Below are 24961 nucleotides of genomic sequence, written 5' to 3'. Positions count from 1 at the left end.
GCCCTCCCCGACCTGCGCTGAGCCCCCTCGTCGCACCCGTCGCCGAGCCCTGCGGGCCCTTCCCAGGGCCGGCGTGACAACCTGCGAGGCGTGACCGCCGACGACGAGCTGTGCCTGCGCCCCGCGACCGAGCTGGCCGCGCTGCTCCGGGCCCGCGAGGTCTCCGCCCGCGAGCTGCTCGAGGCGCACCTGGCGCGGATCGAGCGGGTGGACCCGGCGCTCAACGCGATCGTCACTCTCGACGCCGAGGGGGCGCGCGCGGCGGCCGACGCCGCCGACGCCACGCTCGCCGCCGGGGACCCGGTGGGGCCGCTGCACGGGCTGCCGGTGGCCCACAAGGACACCCACGCGACCGGCGGCATGCGAACGACGTGGGGCTCCCCGCTGCACGCCGAGCACGTGCCGGACGCCGACGAGCTCGTCGTCGAGCGCCTCCGGCGGGCCGGCGCGGTCCGGGTCGGCAAGACCAACACCCCGGAGTTCGCCGCCGGCTCGCACACCTTCAACACGCTCTTCGGGGCCACCCACAACCCGTACCGGCACGGGCTGTCCGCCGGCGGCTCCAGCGGGGGCGCGGCCGCCGCGCTCGCCGCGGGCCTGGTGCCGCTCGCCGAGGGGAGCGACATGGGCGGCTCGCTGCGCAACCCGGCCGCGTTCTGCGGCGTCGCCGGCCTGCGCCCCACCCCCGGCCGGGTGCCCACCTGGCCGGCGCCGATGGCCTGGTCGCAGCTGTCGGTGCAGGGGCCGATGGGCCGCACCGTCGCCGACGTGGCACTCACGCTCTCGGCGATCGCCGGGCCCGACCCCCGCGTGCCGATCTCCCTGGCGGACGACGGCGCCGGCTTCGCCGCCCCCCTGCCGGAGGAGCTCGCCGGGCTGCGGGTCGCCTGGGCGCCCGACCTCGGCGGGCGGATCGCCGTCGACCCGGCGGTCCGGGCGGCGCTCGCGCCCGCGGCCGCGGTGTTCGAGCGGCTCGGCGCGACCGTGGAGGAGGCCTGCCCGGACCTGTCCGGCGCCGACGACGTCTTCGGCACCCTGCGCGCCTGGATCTTCGAGGCCGCGTACGGCGAGCTCGGCCGCCGCTCCCCCGAGCTGGTCAAGGAGGCCATCCGGTGGAACGCCGAGCAGGGCGCCCGGCTGACCGGGGCCGACATCGCGCGGGCCGAGCAGCAGCACACCGCGCTGTACGAGCGGGTCGTCGGGTTCTTCGAGCGCTACGACGTCCTGCTGGCCCCCACCACCCAGGTGCTGCCGTTCCCGGTCGAGCAGGAGTACCCGACGGAGATCGACGGGGTCCGGCTGACCAACTACCTGGAGTGGATGCGCTCCTGCACGCTCATCACGCCGACCGGCTGCCCGGCGCTGTCGGTGCCGGCCGGGCTCACGCCCGACGGCCTGCCGGTCGGCCTGCAGGTGGTCGGCCCGCCGCGCGCCGACCGGCGGGTGCTCGAGGTCGGGCACGCCTTCGAGCAGGCGCGCGGGCCGCTCCCCTCCCCCGCCCTCTGACCCCGTCTGCCGCTCTCTAGCCGACGCGCTAGAGAGCCGCAGACGAGGACATCGGCGCCGGGATCGCTCCTCCCCGTGCCGGACCGGAACTGTGCACGTGTCCACGTCAGGGACGGGCGATGAGGTGGACAGGTGCACAGTCATCCCTCGCCGGGGCGCTCACGCACCACCGACGACAACGGGAGGCGACGCCGCGGCCGTCGCCCCGGGGGTGGCCGGTGAGTTCCCCGCCCGCAGTGGGGGCCGGGCCTCGGCCGCCGGCAGTCCGGGCAACCGCACGGTCACGGCCGAGCAGTCGAGGCGCTCGCACGCCTCGACCGCCGTGGCCGCGGCCGGTGTGCCCACCAGGCCGCGCTCGGCGCAGAGAGCCCGCAGCCGGGCGAGGAACTCCTCGTCGGCCCTGTCCGGCCCTCGCCCGGGAACCACCCCGCGCCCCCCACGTCCTCCTAGAGACTGCGGAGGCCGCGCAGGGTCCGGACGGCGACGACCAGCTCGGCGAGCTCCTGCCGGTCGCCCGCGGCCAGGTCGGCCAGCTGGGCGGCGGCGCGGCGCTGGGCGGCGTCCCACCCCTCGACCCAGGCGGCGACCAGCGCGGCGGCGTCCGCGCCCGGTCCGGCGCCCTCGACCACCTGGGCGGTGAGGGCGGCCTGCTCGGCGGCGAGGTCGTCGCGCAGCGTGGCACGGGCGAGCGACGGCCAGCGGCGGTCCCGCGGCAGGGCGGTGACCAGGTCACGCAGCGGCACCAGGCCGAGGCGCTCGGCCACGACCTGCATGACCCGGCCGGCCAGCTCGATCGGCGCGCCCGTGCGCTCGGCGACGACGGCCAGGTCCAGCGCCGCCGGCAGCAGCGGCGCCACCGCCGCCTCGGCCGCCAGCTCCTCGGGCACGCCGGCCACCCGCAGCCGCTCGGCCCGCTCGGCGTGCGCGGCCGCCTCGGCCCCGAGCAGCCAGCCGGCCAGTCCGGCGCGGACCGCCGCCACCGGCCGGGCGAACCGCCCGGCGACCTCCCCGACCGGCACGGGGCGGTCCCCGGCCAGCTCGGGCAGCCGCAGCAGCCACCGGGTGGCGCGCTCGGTCAGCCGGGTGGCCTCGATGCGCAGCTCGGCCTGGGTCGCGGCGGGCACCCGGTTGTCCAGGGACCGTGGGGCGTCCCAAAGCCGGTCGGCCTCGAACACCGCGCGCGCGACCGCGTGCGCCCGCACGACCCCGGCGAGGGCCACGCCGGTCTCCTCGGCCAGCCGGAACAGGCCGGTCACCCCGGCGGTGTTCACCGCCCGGTTGGTCAGCGCGGTGGCGACGATCTCCCGGCGCAGCGGGTGCCCGGCCACCGCCTCGGGGAAGCGCTCGCGCAGCGCCGTGGGGAAGTACGCGGTCAGCAGCGGGGCCAGCGCCGGGTCGTCGGGCAGGTCCGAGGCCAGGACGGCGTCCCCCGCCTCGAGCTTGGCGTAGGCGAGCAGCACCGAGAGCTCGGGACCGGTCAGCGCCGAGCCGTCGCGGCGGCGCTCCGCCAGCGCCCGGTCGTCCGGGAGCGCCTCCACCCCCCGGTCGAGCCGCCCGGAGCGCTCCAGCGCCCGGATGAAGCGCTGGCCGGCGTCCAGCAGGCTGCGGGCGGAGGCGACCTCGACGGCCAGCGTCGCGTTCTGCGCGTGGTTGTCGGCGAGGACGGCGGCGGCCACCTCGTCGGTCATCTCCTGCAGCAGCGCCGCCCTGCCCGCGGCGTCCAGGGCCCTCGAGGCGACCACCCCGTTGAGCGCGATCTTGATGTTGACCTCGTGGTCGGAGGTGTCGACGCCGGCGGAGTTGTCGATCGCGTCGGTGTTCACCCGCCCGCCGGTCAGGGCGTACTCCACGCGGCCGCGCTGGGTGAGGCCGAGGTTGCCGCCCTCCCCCACCACCCGCACGCGCAGCTCCCGGCCGTCGACCCGGACGGCGTCGTTGGCCTTGTCGCCGGCGTCGAGGTGGCTCTCGGTGGAGGCCTTCACGTAGGTGCCGATGCCGCCGTTGAACAGCAGGTCCACCGGCGCGAGCAGCACGGCGCGGATCAGCTCCACCGGCGCGAGCGAGTCGACGCCGGCCGGCAGCCCGAGCGCGGCGCGCATCGGCTCGCTGACCGGCACCGCCTTCGCCGTCCGCGGCCACACGCCGCCGCCGGGGCTGATCAGGGCGGCGTCGTAGTCGGCCCAGGACGAGCGCGGCAGCGCGAACAGCCGGCGGCGCTCGGCGAACGACGCCGCGGCGTCCGGGTCGGGGTCGACGAACACGTGCCGGTGGTCGAAGGCGGCGACCAGCCGGATGTGCTCGGAGAGCAGCATCCCGTTGCCGAACACGTCGCCGGACATGTCGCCGATGCCGACGACGGTGAACTCCTGGCTCTGCACGTCCACGCCGAGCTCGCGGAAGTGCCGGGTCACCGACTCCCAGGCGCCGCGGGCGGTGATGCCCATCGCCTTGTGGTCGTAGCCGACCGAGCCGCCGGAGGCGAAGGCGTCGCCCAGCCAGAAGCCGCGCTCGAGGGAGACCTCGTTGGCCAGGTCGGAGAACGTCGCCGTCCCCTTGTCGGCGGCGACGACGAGGTAGGTGTCGTCGCCGTCGTGCCGGACCACCCGCGCCGGCGGGACGACCCGGCCCTCGACCAGGTCGTCCGTGAGCGAGAGCAGGGCCCCGATGAACAGCCGGTAGCAGGCCTGCCCCTCGGCGAGCTGCGCGTCCCGGTCGCCGCCCACCGGCGGCCGGCGGACGACGAACCCGCCCTTGGCCCCGGTCGGCACGATGACGGTGTTCTTCACCATCTGCGCCTTGACCAGGCCGAGGACCTCGGTGCGCAGGTCCTCGTGCCGGTCGGACCAGCGCAGCCCGCCGCGGGCGACCGCGCCGAACCGCAGGTGCACGCCCATCACCCGCGGCGAGCTGACCCACACCTCGCGCTCCGGGCGCGGCTGCGGCACGTCGGGCACCTCGGCCGGGTGCAGCTTGAGCGCCAGCGGCCCGCCCGCGTAGTACGTCGTCCGCTGGGTGGCGAGGACGGCGGCGAGCAGCGCCGTGAGCACCCGGTCGGCGTCCAGCGACTCCACCTCGCCGATGGCGCGGCGCAGCGACGCGGCCAGCGCCTCCTGCCGCTCGGCGCGGCCGGCCGCGCGGTCCGGGGAGAAGCGGGTCTCGAACAGGGCCACCAGCCGGGCGACGACGTCGGGGTGGGCGGCCAGCGTGGACTCCACGTAGGACTGGCCGAACGGCAGCCCGGCCTGGCGCAGCCACTGCACGTAGGCGCGCACCACGGCCACCTGCCGCCAGTTGAGCCCGGCGAGCAGGACCAGCGCGCCCAGGCCGTCGTCCTCGGCGTCGCCGCGCCACACCGCCAGGACGGCGTCGGTGAACCGCTCCGGCAGCGAGCCGGCGAACGGCAGCTCGCCGGTGGGCGCCGACAGCCCGAAGTCGTAGATCCAGGCGATCGGCGCACCGATCCGGTCGATCTCGTAGGGCCGCTCGTCGATGACGTCGACGCCCATGTGCTGGAGCACCGGCAGGACGTCGGACAGCAGCAGCCGCTCCCCCGCCCGGTAGACCGACAGCCGGGCCTCGCCGCCCTCGCGCGGGCGGCGCAGCCGCAGCCCGATCTCGCCCGGCGAAAGCGCCTCCAGCCGGGCCAGGTCGTCGACGGCGGTCGCCGCGGAGAAGTCCTCCTGGTAGCCGATCGGGAAGGCGTCGGCGACCCGGGCCAGCAGCCGCTCGGCCGCCTCGGCGCCGTGCCGCTCGTGCAGGGCCTCGGTCAGCTCGTCGGTCCAGCTGCGCGCGGCGGCGGCGAGCTCGGCCTGCAGCGCGGGCACGTCGACGTCGGGCAGCGCCGGGCGGCCGCCCCGGCTGACCGGCGGGCGGACGACGAAGTGCAGCCGGGCCAGCACCGACTCGGTGACCCGCGCGGTGTACTCGATGCCACTGCCGCCCAGCCGCTCCAGCAGCAGCTGCTGCATCCGCGTGCGGACCTCGGTCGTGTAGCGGTCGCGGGGCAGGTAGACCAGGGCCGACCAGAACCGCCCCTGGGGGTCGCGGCGCAGGAACAGCCGGGTCTGGCGGCGCTCCTGCAGCTGCAGCACGCCGAGCGCGACCGGCAGCAGCTCGTCGGCGCCGACCTGGAGCAGCTCGTCGCGCGGGTGGGCCTCGAGCAGGTCGACCAGCGCCTTGCCGGTGTGGCTGTCCTCGGGGACGCCGGTGCGGGCCACCACCTCGGCCACCCGCCGCCGGACCACCGGCACGTCGCGCACGCTGCTGGCCTCGGCCGCGGTCGACCACAGCCCGGCCAGCCGGTGCTGGCGGACGACGCCGTCCTCGCCGGGCAGCGTGACCGCGACCAGGTCCAGCCAGGCCCGCCGGTGCACGCTCGCCCGCACGTCGGCCTTGGTGACCGTCAACAGCGCGTCCCCGTCGGCCGAGCGGGACTCGGGCGGGGCGGCGCCGGCGGAGGGGTCGCTGCGGAGCATGCCCAGGCCGCTGCCGGGCACGGCGCGGACGGTGCGGGCGCGCCCGGTGGGCAGCTCGACGTCGCGGGCGCCGAGGAAGACGAAGTGGCCGTCGGCCAGCCAGCGCAGCAGCGCGGCGGTCTCGGCGGGGTCCTGCGCGGGGTCGTCGGTCGCGGCGGGCTCGGCGTCCCCGGCGAGGGCCAGCTGGTCCAGCCGGTCGGCCAGCGCGAGCGCGCGGGCCCGCGTGCGGTCGGCGTCCTCGTCCACGGCGCGGACGTCGGCGAGCACCGTGCGCAGGCCGGTGACCAGGTCGCCGCGCGCCTCCTCGTCCAGCGGGCCGTCGAGGACGACGGCCATCCACGACTCGGCGAGCGCGTCGGGGCCGCACTCCGCGGGGTCGGCGCTGTCGCAGAAGGCGCCGATCCGGCCGGTCACGTCCCGCCGCACCACCAGGACGGGGTGGACGACGTGCTCGAGCCGGAAGCCCTGGCGGACCACCTCGGCGGTGACCGAGTCGACCAGGTAGGGCATGTCGTCGGTGACGACGAACACGATCGACCGGCTGCGGTCGGCGCCCTCGCGCCGGGTGACCTCGACCGTGGCCGAGCCGCGCGGCCGGACGGCGGCCAGCCGCAGGTGGTCCAGCGCCAGCGCGGCGAGCTCGGCGGGGTGCTGGCGGAGCACCTCGGCCGCCGGCTCGCTCCAGTAGTACCGGCGGAACAGCCCGGGCAGGTCGGCGGCGGTGCAGCCGGCCGGCAGGCCCTCGGCGGCGCCGGGGGTCTCCTCGGCGGCCTGCTCGAGCAGCCGGCGCTTGGCCTCCCGGGCGGCCTCGAGTGCGGCGAGGTCGTCGGGGGCGCCGTTCGCGGGGGTGCCGCCGGCGGTCTGCTGCTGCTCGGCCTCGGCGACGTCGCCGGTGGTGCGGGCCATGACCCGACGCTAGTCGCGCGGGGCACCCCGGGCCCGCCGACGCGACGGGCCGGTGCGGCCACGATCAGCTGACCTGATCATGCGGCGTCCTCCCTCACCGTGTGCGGTGAGGGAGGACGCTCCACGATCAGGGAGGCTGATCGTCGCCGGACGTCGGCCGGTGCGGCCGGGGGTCGGCGGGGCGGTCGCCGGGGTCAGTCGCGGTCGAGGACCTGGTCGGCCAGCCAGCCGCCGACGGCCAGGAGCAGGCCGCCGAGGACCGCGCTGCCGAACCCGTCGACGGTCAGCCGGTCGGTGAGCGCGGCGGTGAGCCCGAGCAGCGCCGCGTTGATGACCAGCAGGAACAGGCCCAGCGTGAGCAGGACGAACGGCAGGCCCAGCAGCCGCAGGATCGGGCCGACGATCGCGTTGACCACGGCGAAGATCAGCGCGATCCACAGCCAGGTGCCGAACTCCCCCAGCGGGCCGTCGGGGTTGGAGATCACCTCGACGCCGTCGAGCAGGTAGGCGACGAGCCAGAAGACCCCCGCCATGAGCACGACCTTGAGCGCGAACTTGATCACGACGGCACGCTAGCGGCGCCCGACCCCCGGTGCCGGGACGTAGGGCACTCTACGGCTCTCTAGCGTGTCGGGTAGACGGCTCTCGACGCCGGTCGAGAGGTCCGACGGCGGCTCCGCCGCGACACGCGCTGTGCTGTTCTACGGATGTCTACGGTCGCGGCTAGAGAGGGCCATACGGTGCTCGACGTGGATCCCGTCCGGAACCCCTACGCCCCCGGCGCCGGCCAGCGCCCGCCCGAGCTGGCCGGCCGGGACGACGAGCTGTCGGCCTTCGACGTCGTCCTGGAGCGCATCGCCCGCGGCCGGCCGGAGCGCTCCCTGGTGCTGACCGGGCTGCGTGGCGTCGGCAAGACCGTGCTGCTCAACCAGCTGCGCTCGGCGGCGATCGGCCGCGGCTGGGGCACCGGGAAGATCGAGGCCCGGCCGGACCAGTCGCTGCGCCGGCCGGTCTCCTCCGCGCTGCACATGGCGCTGCGCGAGCTGCGCCATCCCGACCAGGAGTCGATGGACGCCGTCCTCGCGACGCTCAAGGCCTTCGCCCAGCGGGCCGTGGGCGCCGACGCCAAGCTGCGCGACCGGTGGCAGCCGGGCATCGACGTCCCCGCCGCCACCGGCCGGGCCGACTCCGGGGACATGGAGATCGACCTGGTCGAGCTGCTCAGCGATGCCGCGGGGCTGGCCGCCGACGTCGGCAAGGGCATCGCGCTGTTCATCGACGAGATGCAGGACGTGCAGGCCCCCGACGTGTCGGCGATCTGCGCGGCCTGCCACGAGCTCTCCCAGCAGGGCGCGCCGCTGATCGTCGTCGGGGCGGGCCTGCCGCACCTGCCCGCGGTGCTCAGCGCCTCGAAGAGCTACTCCGAGCGGCTGTTCCGCTACCTGCGGATCGACCGGCTCGACCGGGCCGCCGCCGACCGGGCCCTGCTGGCGCCGGCCGAGCGGGAGGACGTCGGCTTCGAGCCCGCGGCGCTGGACGCGCTGTACGCCGCCGCCGACGGCTACCCGTACTTCGTGCAGGCCTACGGCAAGGTCACCTGGGACGTCGCCGCCACCTCCCCCATCACCGCCGCCGACGTCGCCATGGCGGCGCCGGTCGCCGAGGCGGAGCTGGCGGTCGGGTTCTTCGGCTCCCGCTACGACCGGGCCACCCCGGCCGAGCGCGAGTACATGCACGCGATGGCCGAGCTCGGCGGGCCGCAGGGCAACGCCGTGGCCACCTCCGAGGTCGCCGTGTCGCTGGGCCGCAAGCCCGCGTCGCTGTCCCCGGCACGCGACTCGCTGATCAAGAAGGGGCTGGTCTACTCGGCCGAGCGCGGGCAGATCGCCTTCACGGTGCCGCACTTCGGCCGCTACCTGCTCAGCCACCCCGACTAGCGGTCAGCCGGGCCGGAGGAAGGCGCTGACGTCGGCGGCGACGTCCTCCGGGCGCTCCCAGTTCGGGCAGTGCCCGGTGTCGGGGTACACCCGCAGCCGGGCGTCGGGCAGCGCGGCGAGCAACCGGTCCTGCTGCCCGCGGTCGAACAGCGCGTCCCGGTCGCCCCACAGGACGAGCGTGGGTGCGCGGACCGCGCCCAGCCGGTCGCGGTCGTCGGACCGGACCAGTCCCTCCCAGGACTCCCGGTACACCCATCCCGGCGCCCGGCGGCTCTCGGCGACCAGCGCGTCGAAGAACCCCGGTGCGACCGGGCGGTGCACGGTGCTCGCAGCGAACTCCCGGGCGAAGCCCTCGGGGACCTCGTCGGGCAGGTCGGCGATCGCCGTCCGCACCTCCTCGACCAGGGCCTCGCCCATCCGGTCGGCCGAGCCGATGAGGACGAGCCGGTCCACCCGGTCGGGGTGCAGCTCGGCGGCCCGGCGGACGACGAAGCTGCCGAAAGAGTGGCCCACCAGGTGCGCCCGCCGCACGCCGAGCGCGTCGCAGAGGGCCACCAGGTCGTCGGCGAACCGGTCCAGGGCGTACCCGCCGGCCGCCGGCCGACCGGAGGCCCCGAACCCGCGCTGGCTGTAGGCGATCGCGCGCAGCCGCGGGTCCAGGTGCTCGAGGACCCGGCTCCAGGAGAACCACGAGTCCGGCCAGCCGTGCACGAGGACGACCGGTGGCCCGGTGGCGTCGCCGCCCTCGACGGTGTCCAGCCGGAGCCCGCCCGGCAGGGTCGTGGCGGCGGTGCGGAGCGTCTGCGTCGTCCCGGGCACGGGGTCCTCCCGAAGGTCGGCCCCCGTGCGCTGACGACCGTAGGACCGACGAGCCCCGAGCGGGGCCGGCCCGACCACTCCCCCGACGTGCCCGCTGCGGCGGGTTGCCGTCCGGTCGCGGTGGGCAGGGGGCCCGTCGTGCCGGAGTGGGTGGAGGCGGGGCTGTGGGGGCTGCTGGGCGGCGCGGCGCTGGTGCTGGGCGCCCTGGTCGCCTGGTTCGTCCGCGTGCCGCAGACGGTCATCGCGTCGGTGATGGCCTTCGGCTCCGGGGTGCTCATCTCGGCGGTCGCCTTCGACCTGGTCGCCGAGGCCGCCGACACCGGCGGGCTGGGGCCGACGGCGGTCGGCTTCCTCGGCGGCGCGCTGGCCTACCTGGGCGCCAACGCCGCGCTCGCCCGCCGCGGCGCCCGGCACCGCAAGCGCTCCGGGGACCAGCAGCCCTCGGAGGACGAGCAGGCCGGCAGCGGGGCCGCGATCGCCGTCGGCGCGCTGCTGGACGGCGTCCCGGAGAGCGTCGTCCTCGGGCTGGGCCTGCTCCCCGGCGGCGGGGTGAGCGCCTCGGTGCTGGCCGCGGTGTTCATCTCGAACGTGCCCGAGGGCCTGTCCAGCGCCGCGGGCATGAAGCGCAGCGGCCGCTCGGCGGGCTACGTGTTCGGCATCTGGGGCGGCATCGCCGTGCTCAGCGGGCTGGCCGCGCTGGTGGGCTACCTGGCCCTGGGCGGCGCGGCGCCGGAGCTGGTCGCCGTCATCACCGCGGTGGCGGCGGGCGCGATCCTGACGATGGTCGCCGACACGATGATCCCCGAGGCCTTCGAGCAGACCCGGACGTGGACCGGCCTGATCACCGCGGTCGGCTTCCTGACCGCGTTCGCGATCGAGCGGGCGGCCTGAGCCGGCCGGCGGCGGCCCCCGTGCTCAGGGGCGACGGCGCCCGGGCTCAGCGGGCGCCGGCGCGGGTGCGCACGGCCAGCACCGCGACGTCGTCCTCCGCGCCGTCGGCCAGCATCACGGCCAGCAACCGGTCGCACAGGTCCTCCAGCGGCCGGTCGCCGAACCGGGCCAGCAGCCGGCGCACCTGCTCGCGCCCGTCGTCCAGCGGGACGCCGCGCCGCTCGAACAGCCCGTCGGTGAACAGCAGCACGGTCGCGTCGTCGGGCAGGTCCGCGGCCCCGTCGGCCCGCGGCCCGCGCCAGCCGATGCCCAGCGGCGGGCCGATCGGCGCGGCGAGGTCGGTGACCCGGCCGTCCGGGGTGAGCACCAGCGGCTCGGGGTGGCCGGCCGAGGACCAGCGCAGCGTCCGGCCGCCGGCGCCGTCGTGCTCGATCCGGCAGACCAGCGCGGTCGCCATGGTGGGCACCGCCAGCCCCACGAGGGCGTGGTCGACCCGGCGCAGGACCCCGGCCGGCTCCTCCAGCCGGTCGAAGGCGATGCCCCGCACCAGCGTCTTGACCTGGCCCATGGCCGCCGCGGCCTCGATGTCGTGGCCCATGACGTCGCCGATGACGACGACGAGGTCGCCGTCGGGCTGCAGGAAGCTGTCGTACCAGTCGCCGCCGATGGACACCCCGCGGGTGGCGGCCCGGTAGCGGACGGCGGTCTCCAGGTGCGGCTGCTGCACCGGTGGGGACAGCAGCGACAGCTGCAGCCGCTCGGCGACCTGCTGGTTGGCCGCGGCCAGCCGGGCGTTGTCCAGGGCCAGCGCGGCCCGGCGCGAGGCCACCTCGGCGGTGCGCAGCTCGATGTCGGTGTGCGCCCCGCGGTCGGGGCCGTTGACCAGGGTGATCGCGCCGAACTGCTCGCCGCGGGCGAGCAGGGGGAAGGTGGCGACGGCGGTGGGCCGCAGCGGCGCCAGCGCCTCCCGGCTGAACTCGTCGGCGACCATCTGCTCGATGTGCGCACTCGTCAGCTGCGGGATCACGACCGGCTGGCCGCTGCGCAGCACCGTCGGCACCGGCGCGTTGGGCCGGTTGCTGCCCACGCGCGCGTCGGCGTAGCGGTGCATCGCCTCGACCATCGCGGGGTCACGGTGCGCCCGGCCGACGTCGCGGCGGGTGCCGTCGGGGTCGATGACGCTGACCAGGCACCAGTCGGCGAGCAGCGGCACGACGAGGCGGGCGAAGCGGCCGACGGCCTCGTCGGTGTCGAAGGTCGAGGTCATCGCCTGGCTGATGTCGCCGAGCAGCATGAGGTGCCGGCCGGCGAGCTCCGCCGACGCCGCGGCGTCGGCCGCGCGGAGGGCCGCGTCGGCCGCCCGCTCGGCGGCCTCCTCGCGGGCCGCGACGGCGGCGGCGCGTTCCTCCTCGGTGCGGCGGCGGTCGGTGACGTCGTCGTAGGTGACCACCAGGCCGGCGTCGGTGAGGAAGGCGTCGGCCTGGAACCACTTGCCCAGCGGCTCGAACCACGCCTCGGCCCGGCCGGACTCCCCCGTCGCACGCACCTTGGTGTAGAGCTCGTCGAAGGGCCCGCCGACGGCGTCGGGGAACGCCTCCCAGATCACGCGGTCGAGCAGCCCTTCGACGGTCTGGCCGAGAACGGCCGCGCCGGCGGGGTTGACGTAGACGATCCGCCACTCCGCGTCGAGGACGATCATCGGGCGCTCCATGCCCTCGACGGCCTGCACCAGCAGGTCGCCCGGCGGCTGCGCCCGGTCCGTGATCACGGCGCCCACTCTGCCTCATCGCGGCCGTTCCACCTGTGACTCGGCCCACGGGACCACTCCGACGGTCATCACACGGTTGAGCGACGGCCCCCGTGGGCACCGCAGTGTGCATCCGAGAAGCGGAAGCCGACGGGGGAGAGGACATGAGTCGACTGGCATGGCCCCTGCGGCCGCTGCCGGACGGCCGGGGCGAGATGTGGCGGTGGGACCTGGGGTCCCTCGCGGAGCTGCCGGCGGTCCGCGCGGCGCTGCGTGCCCGGCTCGACGAGGTGGGCTTCCCGCGTGATCCCGACGACCCCGTCGCCGACCGGATGATCCTGGCCTTCGACGAGCTCGCGTCGAACGCGCTGCGGCACGGTGGCCGGCCCGTGGTCGCCACGGTGATCGCCGGCAGCGGTGGCTGGATCCTCGACATCAGCGACCGGGCACGGGAGTCCATGCCGGCGCCGGCGGTGGGCCGCGACCCCGCCAAGGGCGGGCTGGGCCTGTACCTGGTGGCCCGGCTGTCGGTCGCGCACGGCTGGTATGTCGACGAGGTGTGCAAGCACGTGTGGGCCTGCCTGCCGACGACGGTCGACGACCTCTCGCCCGCCTACGGCTGAGCGCGGGCCGGCGGAGGCCGCCCCGCTCGCTGTCACCTGGCAGCGCTGCCGTCGGACCACGCGCCGACGACACCGCTGCAGGGTGACGGTGACGGCGCTGGGGTCGCGTTGCCGGCCCGAGTGGGGCCCGGAGGGCTCCGCGCAGGGACGGCAGAGGCGGCTCGGCGCCGGTCGGGAACGGCTCCTGGCCGCGGTGTCGTCCGGAGGACGACGGTGTTGTCGCGCCCGGGGCGGCGGGGCGCGGATGGCCCTGCGCCGCCCCGGGGCAGCTCCTCAGTGGCCCGGGGATCGCCCGGGCCGTGCGGGGAGTCGGTGCGGTGTCAGGCCGCCCCCGACGGGATGACCAGCGACAGGTTGCCCTTGCCGTAGCCGGGGACCTCGACGGCGACGTCGAGCCGGTTGAAGGCGGCGAGCATGCCGGCGATGTCGGCCGGCACGTCGTCCCCGGGGGCGTAGAGCTGGTACAGCTTCGAGTGCGGCGCACCCGGCACGTTGAACAGCGCCGAGACCACGTTGACGACCTCGTGCAGCGCCTCGGTGAGCATCGTGGTCAGCTCGCCGTCCTCCTCGACGGCGTCCTGGCAGCCGCCGGGGGGCAGCAGGGCCAGCGCACCGCCGGTGTAGGCCGACAGCGCGAGGTCCATGACGCACAGCGCGTTGACGTTCAGGTGCGGGTCGACGTACACGGCCACCGACACGGGCGAGCGCTCGGTCGGGGTGACCGGGGCGCCGGGGGCGACCGAGACGGGCTTGCCGACCAGGCCGGTGAGCATGTCCTTCACGGCCTTGAGGTCGGGCAGGACCATGGCCAGCGGGGCGGTCACGCGATCACCCCGTCCAGGGCCTCGGTGAAGGTCTCCTCGTTGAACGGCTTGGCGATGAGGAACAGCGCGCCGGCGTCGGCGGCCCTGTCCCGCATCTCCTGCGAGCCCTCGGAGGTGACGAAGCCGAACGGCACGCTGGAGCCGGACGACCGCAGCGCCTGCAGGCACTCGATGCCGGTCATGTTCGGCATGTTCCAGTCCGACAGCACCAGGTCGGGGCTCTCGGTCTGGACCTTGTCGTAGGCGTCGCGGCCGTCCTCGGCCTCGACGATGTCGTGGCCGTCGTACCCGGCCTGGCGCAGGGTCCGGATGACGATCTGCCGCATGACACGGCTGTCGTCGGCGATCAGGATCTTCACAGGAGCACTCCGTTCCGTGTCGTGCTGGTCAGTGGGGGATCGGGGTCCCGAGGGACCCCTGGGCGGTGATGGTCAGCGGCTGGCCGCGCCAGAGGACCTCGACGCGGCAGCTGTCCTCCGGCGTGAGCACCGGGGGCGGGGTGGTGCCGGTCTGCGGCAGCCCGAGGGCCGACGGACCCGGCAGGACGGCCTTGACGTTGCCGCCCACGACGTTGGCGATCTCGCCGAGCGCGTCCTCGACGTCCTCGGCCTCGAGCTGCGCCGGGGCGTGCTCGCGCAGCAGGGCGCGGGTCAGCTCCGCGGCGGTGTCGCGGCCGCAGGTGACGACGACGACGCCGTTCCACGGGCCGGCGATCGTGACCCAGGAGCTCAGCGTCGCGGCCGGCAGCGGCGCCGGCAGCGGCACGAGGAACTCCTCCTCGCCGACCAGGGCCGACCACGCCTGCTCGGCGATCTCGGTGACCGTCGCCTCGTCCAGCAGCGCGGTGACGAGGGTGGCGTTCACAGGGAGACCTCCTGCGGGAGCAGGCCGAGCAGCGCGAGTTTGTCGGCGAGCGCGTCGGCGGTGAAGGGCTTGATCACGTACTCGTGGGCGCCGGCGGCCAGCGCGCGCACGATCTGGCCGTGCTCGCTCTCGGAGGTGACCATCATCAGGGTCACCGCGCGCCAGGCCGGGTTGCTGCGGACGGCGGAGACGAACTGCAGCCCGTCCATCACCGGCATGTTCCAGTCGATGGTGCACAGGTCGGGCACCCAGCCCTCCAGGAGCACGTCGAGCGCCTCCTGGCCGTGGCCGGCGTCCCGGGTCTCGTAGCCGAAGCCCCCCAGGGTCCCGCTCACGATGCGCCGCATGGCGCGTGAGTCGTCGATCACCAGAGCACGCACGGTCAGGCCCCCTTCAGCGGGCGGTAGGCGGAGCTGCGGCCGAGCACGACCCGCTCCCAGGAGTCGTCGACGCCGAGGGTGGTCTCGGCGGCGCCGAGGAACAGCCACCCGTCCGGGCGCATGAGGGCGCGCACCCGGCGCAGGATCGCCTGCTTGGTGGACAGGTCGAAGTAGATGAGGACGTTGCGCAGGTAGACCACGTCGAACGGGCCCATCCGCGGCAGCGGGGCGGCCAGGTTGCACTCGCTGGCCGTCACCATCCGGCGGAGGTTCGCGTTGACCTCCCACTCGGCGCCGGCCCGGCTGAAGTGCCGGACGAGCATCGGCGCGGGCAGGCCGCGGTTGACCTCGAGCTGGCTGAACCGGCCGGCGCGGGTGCGCTCGACCATCTCGCGGGAGATGTCGGTCGCCGTGATCGAGACGCGGGTGCCGGCGTTGGGCAGCGCGTCCTCGAGCAGCATCGCGATGGTGTACGGCTCCTGGCCGCTGGAGCAGGCCGCGGACCAGATCTGCAGCCGCTCGTGCGGGGAGCGGGCCGCCTGCAGCGCCGGCAGCACCGTCGTCGTCAGGGCGGAGAACGGGTCGCCGTCCCGGAACCACGAGGTCTCGTTCGTGGTGAGCGCCTCGACGATCTTCCGCGTGTTCTCGGGGCTCGGCCGCGACCGCACGCTGTCGACCAGCTGGCCGACGTCGGTCAGGCCCAGCTGGCGGGCGATCGGCAGCAGCCGGGCCTCCACCAGGTACTCCTTGCCGGGCTGGAGCACGATCGCGCTCTCCCGGTGGACCACCTGGCGGACCCAGTCGAAGCTCGTGGCGGTGAGGGTCACCGGACACCTCCTGCGGTGAGCGCTGACGTCCGGCCCGGGACGGGGGACGGGCCGGTGGCCGGGCCGGTGAGGCGGCGCAGGATCGCCTCGGCGATCCGGTCCAGCGGGAGGATCTCGTCGGCCAGGCCGGCCGAGGCGACGGCCCCGGGCATGCCCCACACCACCGAGGTGGCCTGGTCCTGCACGACGACGGACCCGCCGGCCTCGCGGATGCGGGCGGCGCCGAGCCGGCCGTCGGAGCCCATCCCGGTGAGGACGACGCCGAGCACCGCGCCCCGGTGGGCGTCGACGGCGGAGCGGAACAGCGGGTCCACCGCCGGGCGGCAGAAGTTCTCCGGCGGGCCCTGGGTCAGCATCGTCGTGCCGCCGCGGGGGCCGGTGCGGATGGTCAGGTGGTGGTCGCCGGGCGCGAGGTGGACCGTGCCGGGGGCCAGCGGGGTGCTGTCGACGGCCTCGACGACCCGCAGGGCGCAGAGGCGGTCCAGCCGCTGGGCGAACTGGCGGGTGAAGACCGGCGGCATGTGCTGGACCAGGAGCACCGGCACCGGCAGCGACGCCGGCAGCGCGGGCAGCACCTTGGTGAGCGCCTCCGGCCCGCCGGTGGAGGAGCCGATGACCAGGATCGCCGGCTTCTCGGCCGGCGTGGTACGCGGCGCGGCCGGGCGGGGCGCGGGCAGCGGGGCGGCCGGACGCGCCGGCCCGGGGGTGACCGGGCGCCCGGTGAGCGCCTTGATCTTGGGGATGAGCTGCTCGCGGACGCTCTCCATCGACTGCGCGACGCTGCCGACGTTGGCCGGCTTGGTGACGTAGTCGTTGGCGCCGGCGGACAGCGCGTCGAGGGTCGCCGCGGCCCCGCGCTCGGTGAGCGTGCTGAACATGATGATCGGGACGCGGCTGCGGGTCGCCCCGCCCGATCCGGAGCGGATGGCGCGGACGGCGTCGATGCCGTTCAACTCCGGCATCTCGATGTCCATCGTCACCAGGTCCGGCTTCAGCTGCTCGACCTTGCCGAGCGCCAGCTTGCCGTTGACCGCGGTGCCGACGACCTCGATCGCGGGGTCCTGTGACAGCACGTCCGTCACGATCTTGCGGACGACGACCGAGTCGTCGACCACGAGTACCCGGATCGGGTTCATCCGTCCTCCTGCTCCCTGTCGGACAGCCGACAGGGGCTGTTCTGAGCTGTGTCGGCACCGGCGGCGGGCGCGTCCGTCTCGGCCGCGCACACCCGGTCCCCTGGGTGGCGACGTCCCGGACGCCTCACCCGTCACGGAAGTTGTCGGCCGCCCCAAACGTCTCCTGAAGTGCTGGGGCGAACTCGTTACGCAGTTCGCGGTGACCGTCTCCGGAAATGGCTCCTCGGCCATTTGTCGACAGCCGGGGACGGTCATCTCCCGGCGTCGCGCACGGCAGGTGACCAGCGGTTTCCCCGCCCGATCCGGGAATGGCCGGAGAAGTGGCGGCGAGGGTCGCGGGCGGTCAGTCCGTGCGGGGGTGGCGGTCGGCGAGCGCCCGCTCGACCGCGACGAAGTCGCGGGCGTCCCGGGCGTGCTCCCGGAGGCGCGCGGCCGGGACCCGACCGGAGCTTCTCCCGCCGGTGCGCCGAGCGGTGTACGCCGAGAGACCGTTCGGCCCCCCGAACGGGCACGGAGCGCACATCGCCCGTGTCCCTCCTGGCGATATGGAGCGCGCGGGCAGATCGTCCCGGCCGAGGTGCCACACGGGCCCGCCCCCGCGCGGCACGGTGACCTGGACGGCGCCGTGCCGGACCCCGGGGAGGAACGTGGTCGGCTGCGGCTGCCCCGACGACTCCGGGGTGACCTGGTTGGCCGGCCCGACCGGGATCTCGACCGTCGCCCCGGTGCGGTCGTCGTAGCCGAACACCGCCGTCCAGCTGCCGTCGGCGTGGACCGTGACGCAGTCGACCAGGGGGACGACGTCCGGCGGCGCGGAGCGGTCGGGGTTCGCTGCGGCGGCGCCGGGGGCCAGGGCCAGGGCGGCGGCGACGCCGGCGGTGGGCGAGCCGGCCGGCGCGATGTCGGCGGGGTGCGGGCACGGTCGGTCCTCGGTGTCGGCGGGCTGTCTCACCTGACACCTGGACATCGACGCGCCGGGCCGCCGTCCGGAGGGGAGATCCGTGAACCTCTCGTGTCGTCCACCGCACCGACCTGCGGCATCGGGACCGGACCGGCCGCGGGTCAGTCCCGCAGCAGCTCCGGCGGCGGCGCCAGGGTCGTGATGCAGAACGGGTGCCCGGCGGGGTCCAGCAGCACCCGCCAGCGCGGGTCGGGCTGCGGCTCGGCCAGCCGCGCCCCCAGGGCCAGGGCCCGGGCGACCGGCTCGTCCAGCGCCTCGCCGGCGGTCAGGTCCAGGTGGACGACGGAGGCGCCGGGCCAGGCCGGCGGCCGGTACCCCTCGACCCGCTGCGGGATCAGCAGCACGCCCGGCACCCGGACGCCGACGCTGGACTCCCGCCGCCACAGCACCCGGCCACCGAGCAGCCGCAGGTAGAAGTCGGCCAGCTCGCCGGGGTCGGCGCAGTCCAGCGACACCCCGACGAACCGCACGTCGGCCGGTTCGGACTCGTCCACGGCCGGGACCGTAGCGCCGCCTCAGGCGGTGGTGATCCGCTCCCACGGGGCCAGCAGCACCGACAGGGCGCTGGTGTCCAGCAGGTCGGCCATGGTCAGGCCCTGCACCACGCCGGCGACGGCGTTCCACACGCCCTGCGCGCCGTCCCGGCCGTCGAACCCGCCGTCGGCGAACGCCTGCACGGCCAGCAGCTGCGCGGCGGCCAGCACGCGGAGGCGGCCGGAGACGTGCGCCGCCCAGGCCGCCTCGTGCATGGCCCGCGCCCACGGCCGGCGCTCGAAGCGGCCCTCGTCCACCGCGCGGCGCCAGCGGGCGCGCGCGACGTCCTCCTGGTCCCCCAGCGCGGTCAGGAAGGCGCGCACCTCGACCGCGGCCGGGCCGAGGTCCGGCTGCGCCGCCGGCACCAGGCCGGTCGCCGTCGCCAGGGCCAGCGGCCCGGTGAGCTGGCGGCGGACCAGCGGGGGGAGGACGTCGGAGGCGAAGGAGCCGACCACGGCGTCGCCGAGCACGTCGGCGGCCGCGGCCAGGACGTCCTCGGGGAGGTCGGCCACGGCCGGGTGCTCGGGGCCCAGGACGTCGTCGCGCAGCACCCGCTCGACGGCGGCGGCGTCGCCGATCATCCCGCGCTCGAGCTGCTCGACCAGGACGGCGGCGCGGTCGCCGGTGGCGGCCGAGCGCAGGTGCGGCACGGAGGCGGCGAGCTCGCGGGCCCGGCGGGCGCGGACGGCCAGCACGGCCCGCTCCTCGCGGTCGCGGCCGGCGGCCGGGTGCGCCCCGGCGATGAGCTCCAGGGTGGCGGCGTCCGCGGTCAGCCCGGTGAGCAGCACGTCGGCCACCTGGCGCCCGAGCGGCAGGCGGACGAGGTCGAAGCCGAGGGTGGCGGCACTGACCAGCGAGTACGGCACGACAGCGCCTCCGAGGGCCGGGACAGGGGCCTGCCCATGCTGACCGTCATCGGCGGTGATCGCCACGTGCACGTCACTCGTTGGCTGGAGACGCGCCGGCCGGCGCTTGCGTGTCCACCCCGCCTGTGTCATCGCACGCTCACACTGCGTGAGGTGCAGACGCCCCGGAGACGGCACAGGCCCCCGCGCCGGTGCCGGTGCAGGGGCCTGGTCGCCGGGATCAGGCGGAGACGGCCTTGTGGACGTCGAGCGCGAGCAGCAGGTGGCCGTCGAGCTTGAACGCGCCGCGGATCAGCTCGCGCGCCGTCCCGTCCAGGGTGTCCGGCGGGGCCTCGAAGTCGGCCGGGTCGACGTCGACGACGTCGGCGATCGCATCGACCAGCAGGCTGACCGCCTCGCCGTGCAGCCGCACCACGATGACGACCGCGTCGGTGTCGGCCGGCCGCGGCGGGCGGCCGAGCCGCTCGCGCAGCTCGATGGCGGTGACCACCTGGCCGCGCAGGTTGATCAGCCCGGCGACGGCGGCGGGCGCCAGCGGCACCCGGGTCAGGCTCTGGCTGCGCAGCACCTCCTGCACGTGCGCCACCTCGACGCCGTACAGGTCGCCGTCCAGCCAGAAGGTGGCCAGCTGGCCGCCGATGGCGGGGGCAGCGGTCTCGGTCGCGGCAGTCACGTCAGACCTCCATCAGGGACGAGGGAACGCCCCGGGGCGTCGCGGAGTCGGTGGCGGCGCTGTAGAACGCCGGGTCGGCGGCCAGGATGGCCGCGCGGACGTCGAGCAGCTCGGTGACCTTGTCGCCGAGGACGGCGGAGCCGAGCAGGCCCATGTCGTCGATGTCGCTGCGGACGGCGGCCTCGCCGTCGACGATGTCGAGGATCTCCTCGACCACGATGGCGACGCTGCGGCCGTGGTCGCTGTAGACGATCACCTCGAGGACCTCGCGGTCGGCCTCGCCGTAGGCGCCCAGGTGCCGGTCGAGCCGGACGATCGGCAGGATCGCGCCGCGGTACTGCACGACCTCGCGGTTGCCCACGCGCTCGACGTTCTCGGTGCGCACCTGCTCGAGGCGGGTGACCGTGTCGAGCGGGATGGCGACCCGCCGGCCCCCGCCGATGGCGGCCAGCAGCATCCGCTGCCGCTGCGACTCGCTGTCGGCCGCGGCGACGGCGGCGGCCACGCGGGCCTCCTGCCGCTCGGCGCTCTCGGTGCGCAGGGCGCGGCGGGCCAGCGCCTGCACGTCCAGGATCAGCGCGACGGTGCCGTCGCCGAGCACGGTGGCGCCGGAGTAGAGGCCGATCGCCTTGAGCTGGCCGCCGACGGCCTTGACGACGATCTCCTCGGTGTTGATGACCCGGTCGACGACCAGGCCGAAGCGCCGGCCCTCCGACCGCAGCACCGCGATGACCACGTGCCCGTCGTGCCGGTCGGAGGTGAGCCCGAGGACGTCGGTGAGCCGGACCAGCGGCAGCAGCTCGCCGCGCAGCCGGTAGACCGGCGCCCCGCCGACCTCCTCGACGGCGTTGGCGGCCTTCTCGGCGTCCAGGCTGACGAGCTCCTGCAGGCTGATCTGCGGGATGGCGTACCGGTCGCCGGCGCACTCGACGGTGAGCGCCGGGACGATGGCCAGGGTCAGCGGGATGCGCAGCCGGCAGACGGTGCCGGTGCCGGCGACCGACTCGACCTCGATGGTGCCGCCGATCGACTCGATGTTGGTCTTGACGACGTCCATGCCGACGCCGCGGCCGGAGACGTTGGTGACGGCGGCGGCGGTGGAGAAGCCGGGCGCGAAGATGAGCTGGAGCACGTCGGTCGGGCTCATCCGGGCCAGCTGGGCGTCGGTGACCAGGCCCTTCTCGACGGCCTTGGCGCCGATCCTCGCCGGGTCGATGCCGGCGCCGTCGTCGGCGACCTCGACCACGACCTGGCCGCTCTCGTGCTTGGCGCGCAGGGTGAGCACGCCCTCGGCGGGCTTGCCGGCGGCGCGGCGGCGGTCGGGGGACTCGATGCCGTGGTCGACGGAGTTGCGGACCAGGTGGGTCAGCGGGTCCTTGACGGCCTCGAGCAGGGTCTTGTCGAGCTCGGTGTCCTTGCCCTCCATCTCGAGGCGGACGGTCTTGCCGCACTGGATGCCGAGGTCGCGGACGACGCGCGGCAGCTTCGACCAGATGTGGTCGATCGGCTGCATGCGCGTCTTCATGACGCCCTCCTGCAGCTCGCTGGCGATGAGGTTCAGCCGCTGCGAGGCGCGCACCAGGTCCGTGTCGTTGGACCGACCCACGTACTGGACGATCTGGTTGCGGGTCAGCACCAGCTCGCCGACCAGCAGCATGAGCTCGTCGAGCAGGTCGACGTCCACCCGGATGGTGCTGTCGGCGACGGCGCGGCGAGCGCCGCCGTCGGCCGAGGGGGCCGGCTCGGGGTCGGCGGCCTCGGTGGCCGGGGCCGGCCGCGGCGCGGGGACGGCGGGGGCGGCGGGCACCTCGGCGACCGGGGCGCGAGCCGGCTCCGGGGCCGCGGCGGGCGCGGGGGTGGGCTCGGGGACCACGGCCACCGGCGCCTCGACGACGGGGGCCGCGGCGACGGGGGCCGCGGTGACGGGCGCCGCGGCGGCCGGGGCCGGCGCCTCCACCGCGGGCGCCTCCTGGGCGGCCGGCGCCGGCGCCTCCGCGACGGGCGCCTCCTCGGCGGGGCGGTCCTCCATGGCGGCGCTGATGTCGGCGACGACGGCGGAGACGTCGACCGTGCCCTCCCCGCCGGTGGCCTCGATGGAGCCGAGCAGCGACCGGACGGTGTCGACCATCCGCAGCAGCACGCTGGTGCGGGCCGGGGTCAGCTCCAGGGCGCCGTCGCGCAGCCGGGAGAGCATGTTCTCCCCGACGTGGGTGACCTCCTCGAGGCGGTTGAACGCGAGGAAGCCGCTGGTGCCCTTGATCGTGTGGATCGTGCGGAAGATGCTCGACAGCCGCTCGCGGGAGTCCGGCTCCTGCTCGAGGACGACCAGGTCGGTGTCCAGCTGGTCGAGGTTCTCGTGGCTCTCGACGAGGAACTCCTCGACGATGTCGTCCAGACCGTCCACGGTGCCTTCTCTCTGTCGTGCGTCCGCCGGCCCGCGCGGGGCCCCGGAGTTGTCTCGGCGGTCGGGCCCGCGACTCAAGGCGAGTCGGCGGCCCTCGGGCTCCAGAAGCTAGGAGCCGCCCACCGCCGTCATCGGCACCCGCGGGGCGTGTCGGAACCGGCTCGGCCAAAAAGCTCGGCGAGCGTCCGCCCCCGGTCGACAAGGCGATGTCCCGCCCGCGCGGCGGCCCCCGGACCGGCCGGTGCGAGACTCCGGCGCATGAGCAGGGAGATCGTGGACAGCCCCGCCGCGGCGCTCGCCGCGGCCCGGTCGGTGGCCGACGCGCTGGCCGCGGACGTCGTCGCCCGGGACGCCGCGGGCGGCACCCCGGAGCCGGAGACGGCGCTGCTGCGCGGGTCGGGCCTGCTGCCGCTCCTGCTGCCCGCCGAGCGCGGCGGCACCGGGGCCGGGTGGGACACCGCCTACGCCGTCGTCCGCACCGTGACCGCCGTCGACCCCTCGATCGGCCAGCTGCTGGGCTACCACTACCTGCACTCGTGGCGGATCCGGCTCAACCGGGACGCCGACGCGGTGGCCCGGCTGGACGCCGCGGGCGCCGCGGCCGGCTGGTTCTGGGGCGGGGCGGGCAACCCGCGCGACGCCGGCTTCGAGCTGCGCCCGGTGGAGGGCGGCTACCTGCTGAGCGGCACCAAGCACTTCGCCACCGGCGCGGAGGTGGCCGACCGGATCAACGCCAGCGGCACCCGCACCGACACCGGCGAGAAGCTGTCCCTGGCGGTCGACGCGCACTCCGACGGCGTCCGGCACGGCCGGGACTGGGACGCGCTGGGCCAGCGCCGGTCGGCGTCGGGGTCGGTCACCTTCACCGACGTGTTCGTCGCCGCCGACGACGTCCTCGGGCCCAACGAGCAGGCCACGCCGGGTGCGCCCGCCTACGCGACGCTCCACGTGCTCGCCTTCCAGGCGATGCTCAACCAGCTGCACGTCGGCATCGCCGAGGGCGCGCTGGCCGCCGGCGCCGAGTACACCCGCACCCGGTCACGGGCCTGGGCCACGTCCGGCGTCGCGGAGGCGGTGCAGGACCCGCTGGTGCGGCAGCGCTACGGCGAGCTGTCGGCGCGGGTGCAGGCGGCCGCGGCGCTCACCGACCGCGCGTGCGCGGCGCTGACCGAGGCGGCCGGCCGCGGCTGGGAGCTCACCGCCGGGGAGCGGACGGAGGTCGCCGTCGGGCTGGCCGCGGCGAAGGTCGTGACCACGGAGGCGGCGCTGGAGGTGGCCGGCACCGTGTTCGAGCTGACCGGCGCCCGGGCGACCAAGGCCGGCACCGGGCTGGACCGCTACTGGCGCGACGCCCGCACGCTGACCCTGCACGACCCCGTGGCGCACAAGGCCGTGGAGGTCGGCGACTGGCTGCTCACCGGCACCGCGCCGGTGCCCAGCGCCTACAGCTGAGGCTCAGCGCGGCGGTCGTCGGCGCCGGTGTGCACGTGTCCACGTGAGGCGGCGTGAGTGACGTGGACAGGTGCACAACGGCGCTCACGGACGGCGGCGGGGAAGGGTCGTCGGCTCCCCGGCCGGGGCTCAGCGGGCGGCGACGATCTCGTCGTACGTCGGGAACGAGCGGGAGACGTCGCTGCCGGTGAAGTTGCCGATCCAGCCGTCGTCGTCGTGGAAGAACCGCACCGACACGTAGTCGGGGTCCGTGCCCATGTCGAACCAGTGCGTCGTGCCGCCGGGCACCGACAGCAGGTCGCCGGCCTCGCACAGCACGGCGTGCACCTTGCCGTCGACGTGCAGGTAGAACACGCCCGAGCCGGTGGCGAAGAACCGGTCCTCGTCGTCGTCGTGGGTGTGCTCGTCCAGGAACTTCGCGCGGCTCGTGGCCACGGTCTCCGGCCACGACGGGTCGTCGCTGGGGTGCATCTGGACGACGTCGACGAGCACATAGCCCTCCGACCGCGTGACGCCGTCGATGCGCTCGCGGTAGGCGGTCAGGACGTCGTCCTGCGTCGGGCGCTCCGGGAGCTCCTGCACCGGCCACTGCTCGAACCGGACGCCGATGCCCTTCAGCACGGCGGTGATCTCCGCGGCGTCCTCGGTACGGAGCTCGGGCGTCTGGGGAGCCTCGTCGCGCCACACGGTCAGCAGGGTCATCTCGCACCTCTCCCTCGGGTGGTTGCGCTTCCCGACCGGCAGCGGCCCGGACCCCCCACTGTATTCCCGGCTCCCCCGGGTCCCGGACCGTTCCCAGCTCCCCGGGCCCCGGAGAGCGGCCACGTCCGGCCGCTGGTCCCCCGGCGACCCGCGGGGGGCGTCAGACCCTCCGCCAGACGCTCGGGATGCGCGCGAGCACGCTTCCCCGTCCGCGGGGCGGCGCTCCGGTGACGGTGCCCTCGTACCGGAAGTGACGCCCACCCTCGGCGTCGACGAGCTCGACCGGTCCCACCACCTCGAAGGTCTGCCAGAACAGCACCTCGTGGACGTCCGCGGCGAGCGACTGGCGCCGCAACTCCCCCTGCAGCACGGCGGTCGCCTGCGCCAGGTCCGCACGGGTCAACGTCGTCGTCGCCGAGAAGGTGGACACCGGT

General features: G+C 75.7%; 22 protein-coding genes. 5 read left to right on the top strand and 17 right to left on the bottom strand.

Features of this window, described 5'->3' with window-relative positions:
* Positions 1-90: 90 nt before the first annotated feature.
* Complete coding sequence (locus ACI79F_RS09940) at positions 91-1506, top strand: amidase (RefSeq protein WP_456544410.1); 1416 nt, start codon at positions 91-93, stop codon at positions 1504-1506.
* A 446-nt stretch (positions 1507-1952) separates the two neighbouring features.
* Here ACI79F_RS09940 and ACI79F_RS09935 read toward each other — a convergent pair whose 3' ends face one another.
* Both ACI79F_RS09935 and ACI79F_RS09930 read right to left on the bottom strand, forming a co-directional pair.
* On the bottom strand, positions 1953-6887 hold the full coding sequence (locus ACI79F_RS09935) for an NAD-glutamate dehydrogenase (RefSeq protein ID WP_456544409.1): 4935 nt from the start codon (positions 6885-6887) through the stop codon (positions 1953-1955).
* A gap of 194 nt (positions 6888-7081) precedes the next feature.
* A complete protein-coding gene (locus ACI79F_RS09930) occupies positions 7082-7450 on the bottom strand; it encodes a phage holin family protein (protein WP_456544408.1) in 369 nt (122 codons plus the stop codon).
* A gap of 186 nt (positions 7451-7636) precedes the next feature.
* Here ACI79F_RS09930 and ACI79F_RS09925 point away from each other — a divergent pair, with 186 nt between their 5' ends.
* Positions 7637-8824, top strand: a complete 1188-nt coding sequence (locus ACI79F_RS09925) for an AAA family ATPase (protein ID WP_456544407.1) — start codon at positions 7637-7639, stop codon at positions 8822-8824.
* Positions 8825-8827: 3 nt separating this feature from the next.
* Here ACI79F_RS09925 and ACI79F_RS09920 read toward each other — a convergent pair whose 3' ends face one another.
* Complete coding sequence (locus ACI79F_RS09920; RefSeq protein WP_456544406.1) at positions 8828-9643, bottom strand: alpha/beta fold hydrolase; 816 nt, start codon at positions 9641-9643, stop codon at positions 8828-8830.
* Positions 9644-9781: 138 nt separating this feature from the next.
* On the opposite strand from ACI79F_RS09920, the gene ACI79F_RS09915 reads away from it, so the two are divergent.
* Positions 9782-10534 carry a ZIP family metal transporter gene (locus ACI79F_RS09915; protein WP_456544405.1) on the top strand — a complete coding sequence of 251 codons (753 nt, stop codon included), beginning with the start codon at positions 9782-9784 and terminating at the stop codon, positions 10532-10534.
* Between the two features lie 46 nt (positions 10535-10580).
* Here the strand turns inward: ACI79F_RS09915 and ACI79F_RS09910 are convergent, their stop codons facing one another.
* Positions 10581-12302, bottom strand: coding sequence for a SpoIIE family protein phosphatase (locus tag ACI79F_RS09910; protein WP_456544404.1), 1722 nt, complete (start codon positions 12300-12302; stop codon positions 10581-10583).
* A gap of 143 nt (positions 12303-12445) precedes the next feature.
* Between ACI79F_RS09910 and ACI79F_RS09905 the strand changes: the two genes are divergently transcribed.
* Positions 12446-12904 (top strand): ATP-binding protein, encoded by a 459-nt coding sequence (locus tag ACI79F_RS09905; RefSeq protein ID WP_456544403.1) that lies wholly within the window; start codon positions 12446-12448, stop codon positions 12902-12904.
* A gap of 320 nt (positions 12905-13224) precedes the next feature.
* Here the strand turns inward: ACI79F_RS09905 and ACI79F_RS09900 are convergent, their stop codons facing one another.
* The 11 genes from ACI79F_RS09900 to ACI79F_RS09850 all read right to left on the bottom strand — a co-directional run bounded on the left by ACI79F_RS09900 (position 13225) and on the right by ACI79F_RS09850 (position 22373).
* Positions 13225-13728 carry a hypothetical protein gene (locus ACI79F_RS09900; RefSeq protein ID WP_456544402.1) on the bottom strand — a complete coding sequence of 168 codons (504 nt, stop codon included), beginning with the start codon at positions 13726-13728 and terminating at the stop codon, positions 13225-13227.
* Positions 13725-14087, bottom strand: coding sequence for a response regulator (locus ACI79F_RS09895; protein WP_456544401.1), 363 nt, complete (start codon positions 14085-14087; stop codon positions 13725-13727). The genes ACI79F_RS09900 and ACI79F_RS09895 overlap by 4 nt, the downstream gene beginning before the upstream one ends.
* A 28-nt stretch (positions 14088-14115) precedes the next feature.
* On the bottom strand, positions 14116-14592 hold the full coding sequence (locus ACI79F_RS09890; RefSeq protein WP_456544400.1) for a chemotaxis protein CheX: 477 nt from the start codon (positions 14590-14592) through the stop codon (positions 14116-14118).
* Complete coding sequence (locus ACI79F_RS09885) at positions 14589-14927, bottom strand: response regulator (protein WP_456544399.1); 339 nt, start codon at positions 14925-14927, stop codon at positions 14589-14591. Before ACI79F_RS09885 ends, ACI79F_RS09890 begins: the two co-directional genes overlap by 4 nt.
* 47 nt (positions 14928-14974) lie before the next feature.
* Positions 14975-15799 carry a CheR family methyltransferase gene (locus tag ACI79F_RS09880; RefSeq protein WP_456544398.1) on the bottom strand — a complete coding sequence of 275 codons (825 nt, stop codon included), beginning with the start codon at positions 15797-15799 and terminating at the stop codon, positions 14975-14977.
* Complete coding sequence (locus tag ACI79F_RS09875) at positions 15796-16935, bottom strand: protein-glutamate methylesterase/protein-glutamine glutaminase (protein ID WP_456544397.1); 1140 nt, start codon at positions 16933-16935, stop codon at positions 15796-15798. The genes ACI79F_RS09880 and ACI79F_RS09875 overlap by 4 nt, the downstream gene beginning before the upstream one ends.
* Positions 16936-17278: 343 nt before the next feature.
* The gene (locus tag ACI79F_RS09870) at positions 17279-17887 is read right to left on the bottom strand and encodes a hypothetical protein (protein WP_456544396.1); all 609 of its coding nucleotides are present in this window, start codon (positions 17885-17887) and stop codon (positions 17279-17281) included.
* 110 nt (positions 17888-17997) lie between these two features.
* Positions 17998-18390 (bottom strand): VOC family protein, encoded by a 393-nt coding sequence (locus ACI79F_RS09865; RefSeq protein WP_456544395.1) that lies wholly within the window; start codon positions 18388-18390, stop codon positions 17998-18000.
* 21 nt (positions 18391-18411) lie between these two features.
* Complete coding sequence (locus ACI79F_RS09860; protein ID WP_456544394.1) at positions 18412-19296, bottom strand: hypothetical protein; 885 nt, start codon at positions 19294-19296, stop codon at positions 18412-18414.
* Positions 19297-19516: 220 nt separating this feature from the next.
* Positions 19517-19969, bottom strand: a complete 453-nt coding sequence (locus tag ACI79F_RS09855) for a chemotaxis protein CheW (protein WP_456544393.1) — start codon at positions 19967-19969, stop codon at positions 19517-19519.
* A 1-nt stretch (position 19970) separates the two neighbouring features.
* Positions 19971-22373 carry a chemotaxis protein CheW gene (locus ACI79F_RS09850; RefSeq protein ID WP_456544392.1) on the bottom strand — a complete coding sequence of 801 codons (2403 nt, stop codon included), beginning with the start codon at positions 22371-22373 and terminating at the stop codon, positions 19971-19973.
* Positions 22374-22631: 258 nt separating this feature from the next.
* Here ACI79F_RS09850 and ACI79F_RS09845 point away from each other — a divergent pair, with 258 nt between their 5' ends.
* Positions 22632-23825, top strand: coding sequence for an acyl-CoA dehydrogenase family protein (locus ACI79F_RS09845; RefSeq protein ID WP_456544391.1), 1194 nt, complete (start codon positions 22632-22634; stop codon positions 23823-23825).
* A 129-nt stretch (positions 23826-23954) separates the two neighbouring features.
* Here ACI79F_RS09845 and ACI79F_RS09840 read toward each other — a convergent pair whose 3' ends face one another.
* Positions 23955-24527 (bottom strand): 1,2-dihydroxy-3-keto-5-methylthiopentene dioxygenase, encoded by a 573-nt coding sequence (locus tag ACI79F_RS09840; protein ID WP_456544390.1) that lies wholly within the window; start codon positions 24525-24527, stop codon positions 23955-23957.
* Positions 24528-24687: 160 nt separating this feature from the next.
* Entirely contained in the window at positions 24688-24957 is a 270-nt protein-coding gene (locus ACI79F_RS09835) for a hypothetical protein (protein ID WP_456544389.1), read from the bottom strand.
* Positions 24958-24961 lie beyond the last annotated feature (4 nt).

The sequence above is a fragment of the Blastococcus sp. SYSU D00868 genome (genome assembly GCF_054050575.1).
This window is presented reverse-complemented; position numbering and strand designations above follow the sequence as displayed.

Bases quoted from the DNA above. Each gene is read 5' to 3' on its own strand.
- ACI79F_RS09905 (WP_456544403.1), top strand. From the start codon at position 12,446: ATGAGTCGACTGGCATGGCCCCTGCGGCCGCTGCCGGACGGCCGGGGC.
- ACI79F_RS09840 (WP_456544390.1), bottom strand. From the start codon at position 24,527: ATGACCCTGCTGACCGTGTGGCGCGACGAGGCTCCCCAGACGCCCGAG.
- ACI79F_RS09875 (WP_456544397.1), bottom strand. From the start codon at position 16,935: ATGAACCCGATCCGGGTACTCGTGGTCGACGACTCGGTCGTCGTCCGC.
- ACI79F_RS09845 (WP_456544391.1), top strand. From the start codon at position 22,632: ATGAGCAGGGAGATCGTGGACAGCCCCGCCGCGGCGCTCGCCGCGGCC.
- ACI79F_RS09935 (WP_456544409.1), bottom strand. From the start codon at position 6,887: ATGGCCCGCACCACCGGCGACGTCGCCGAGGCCGAGCAGCAGCAGACC.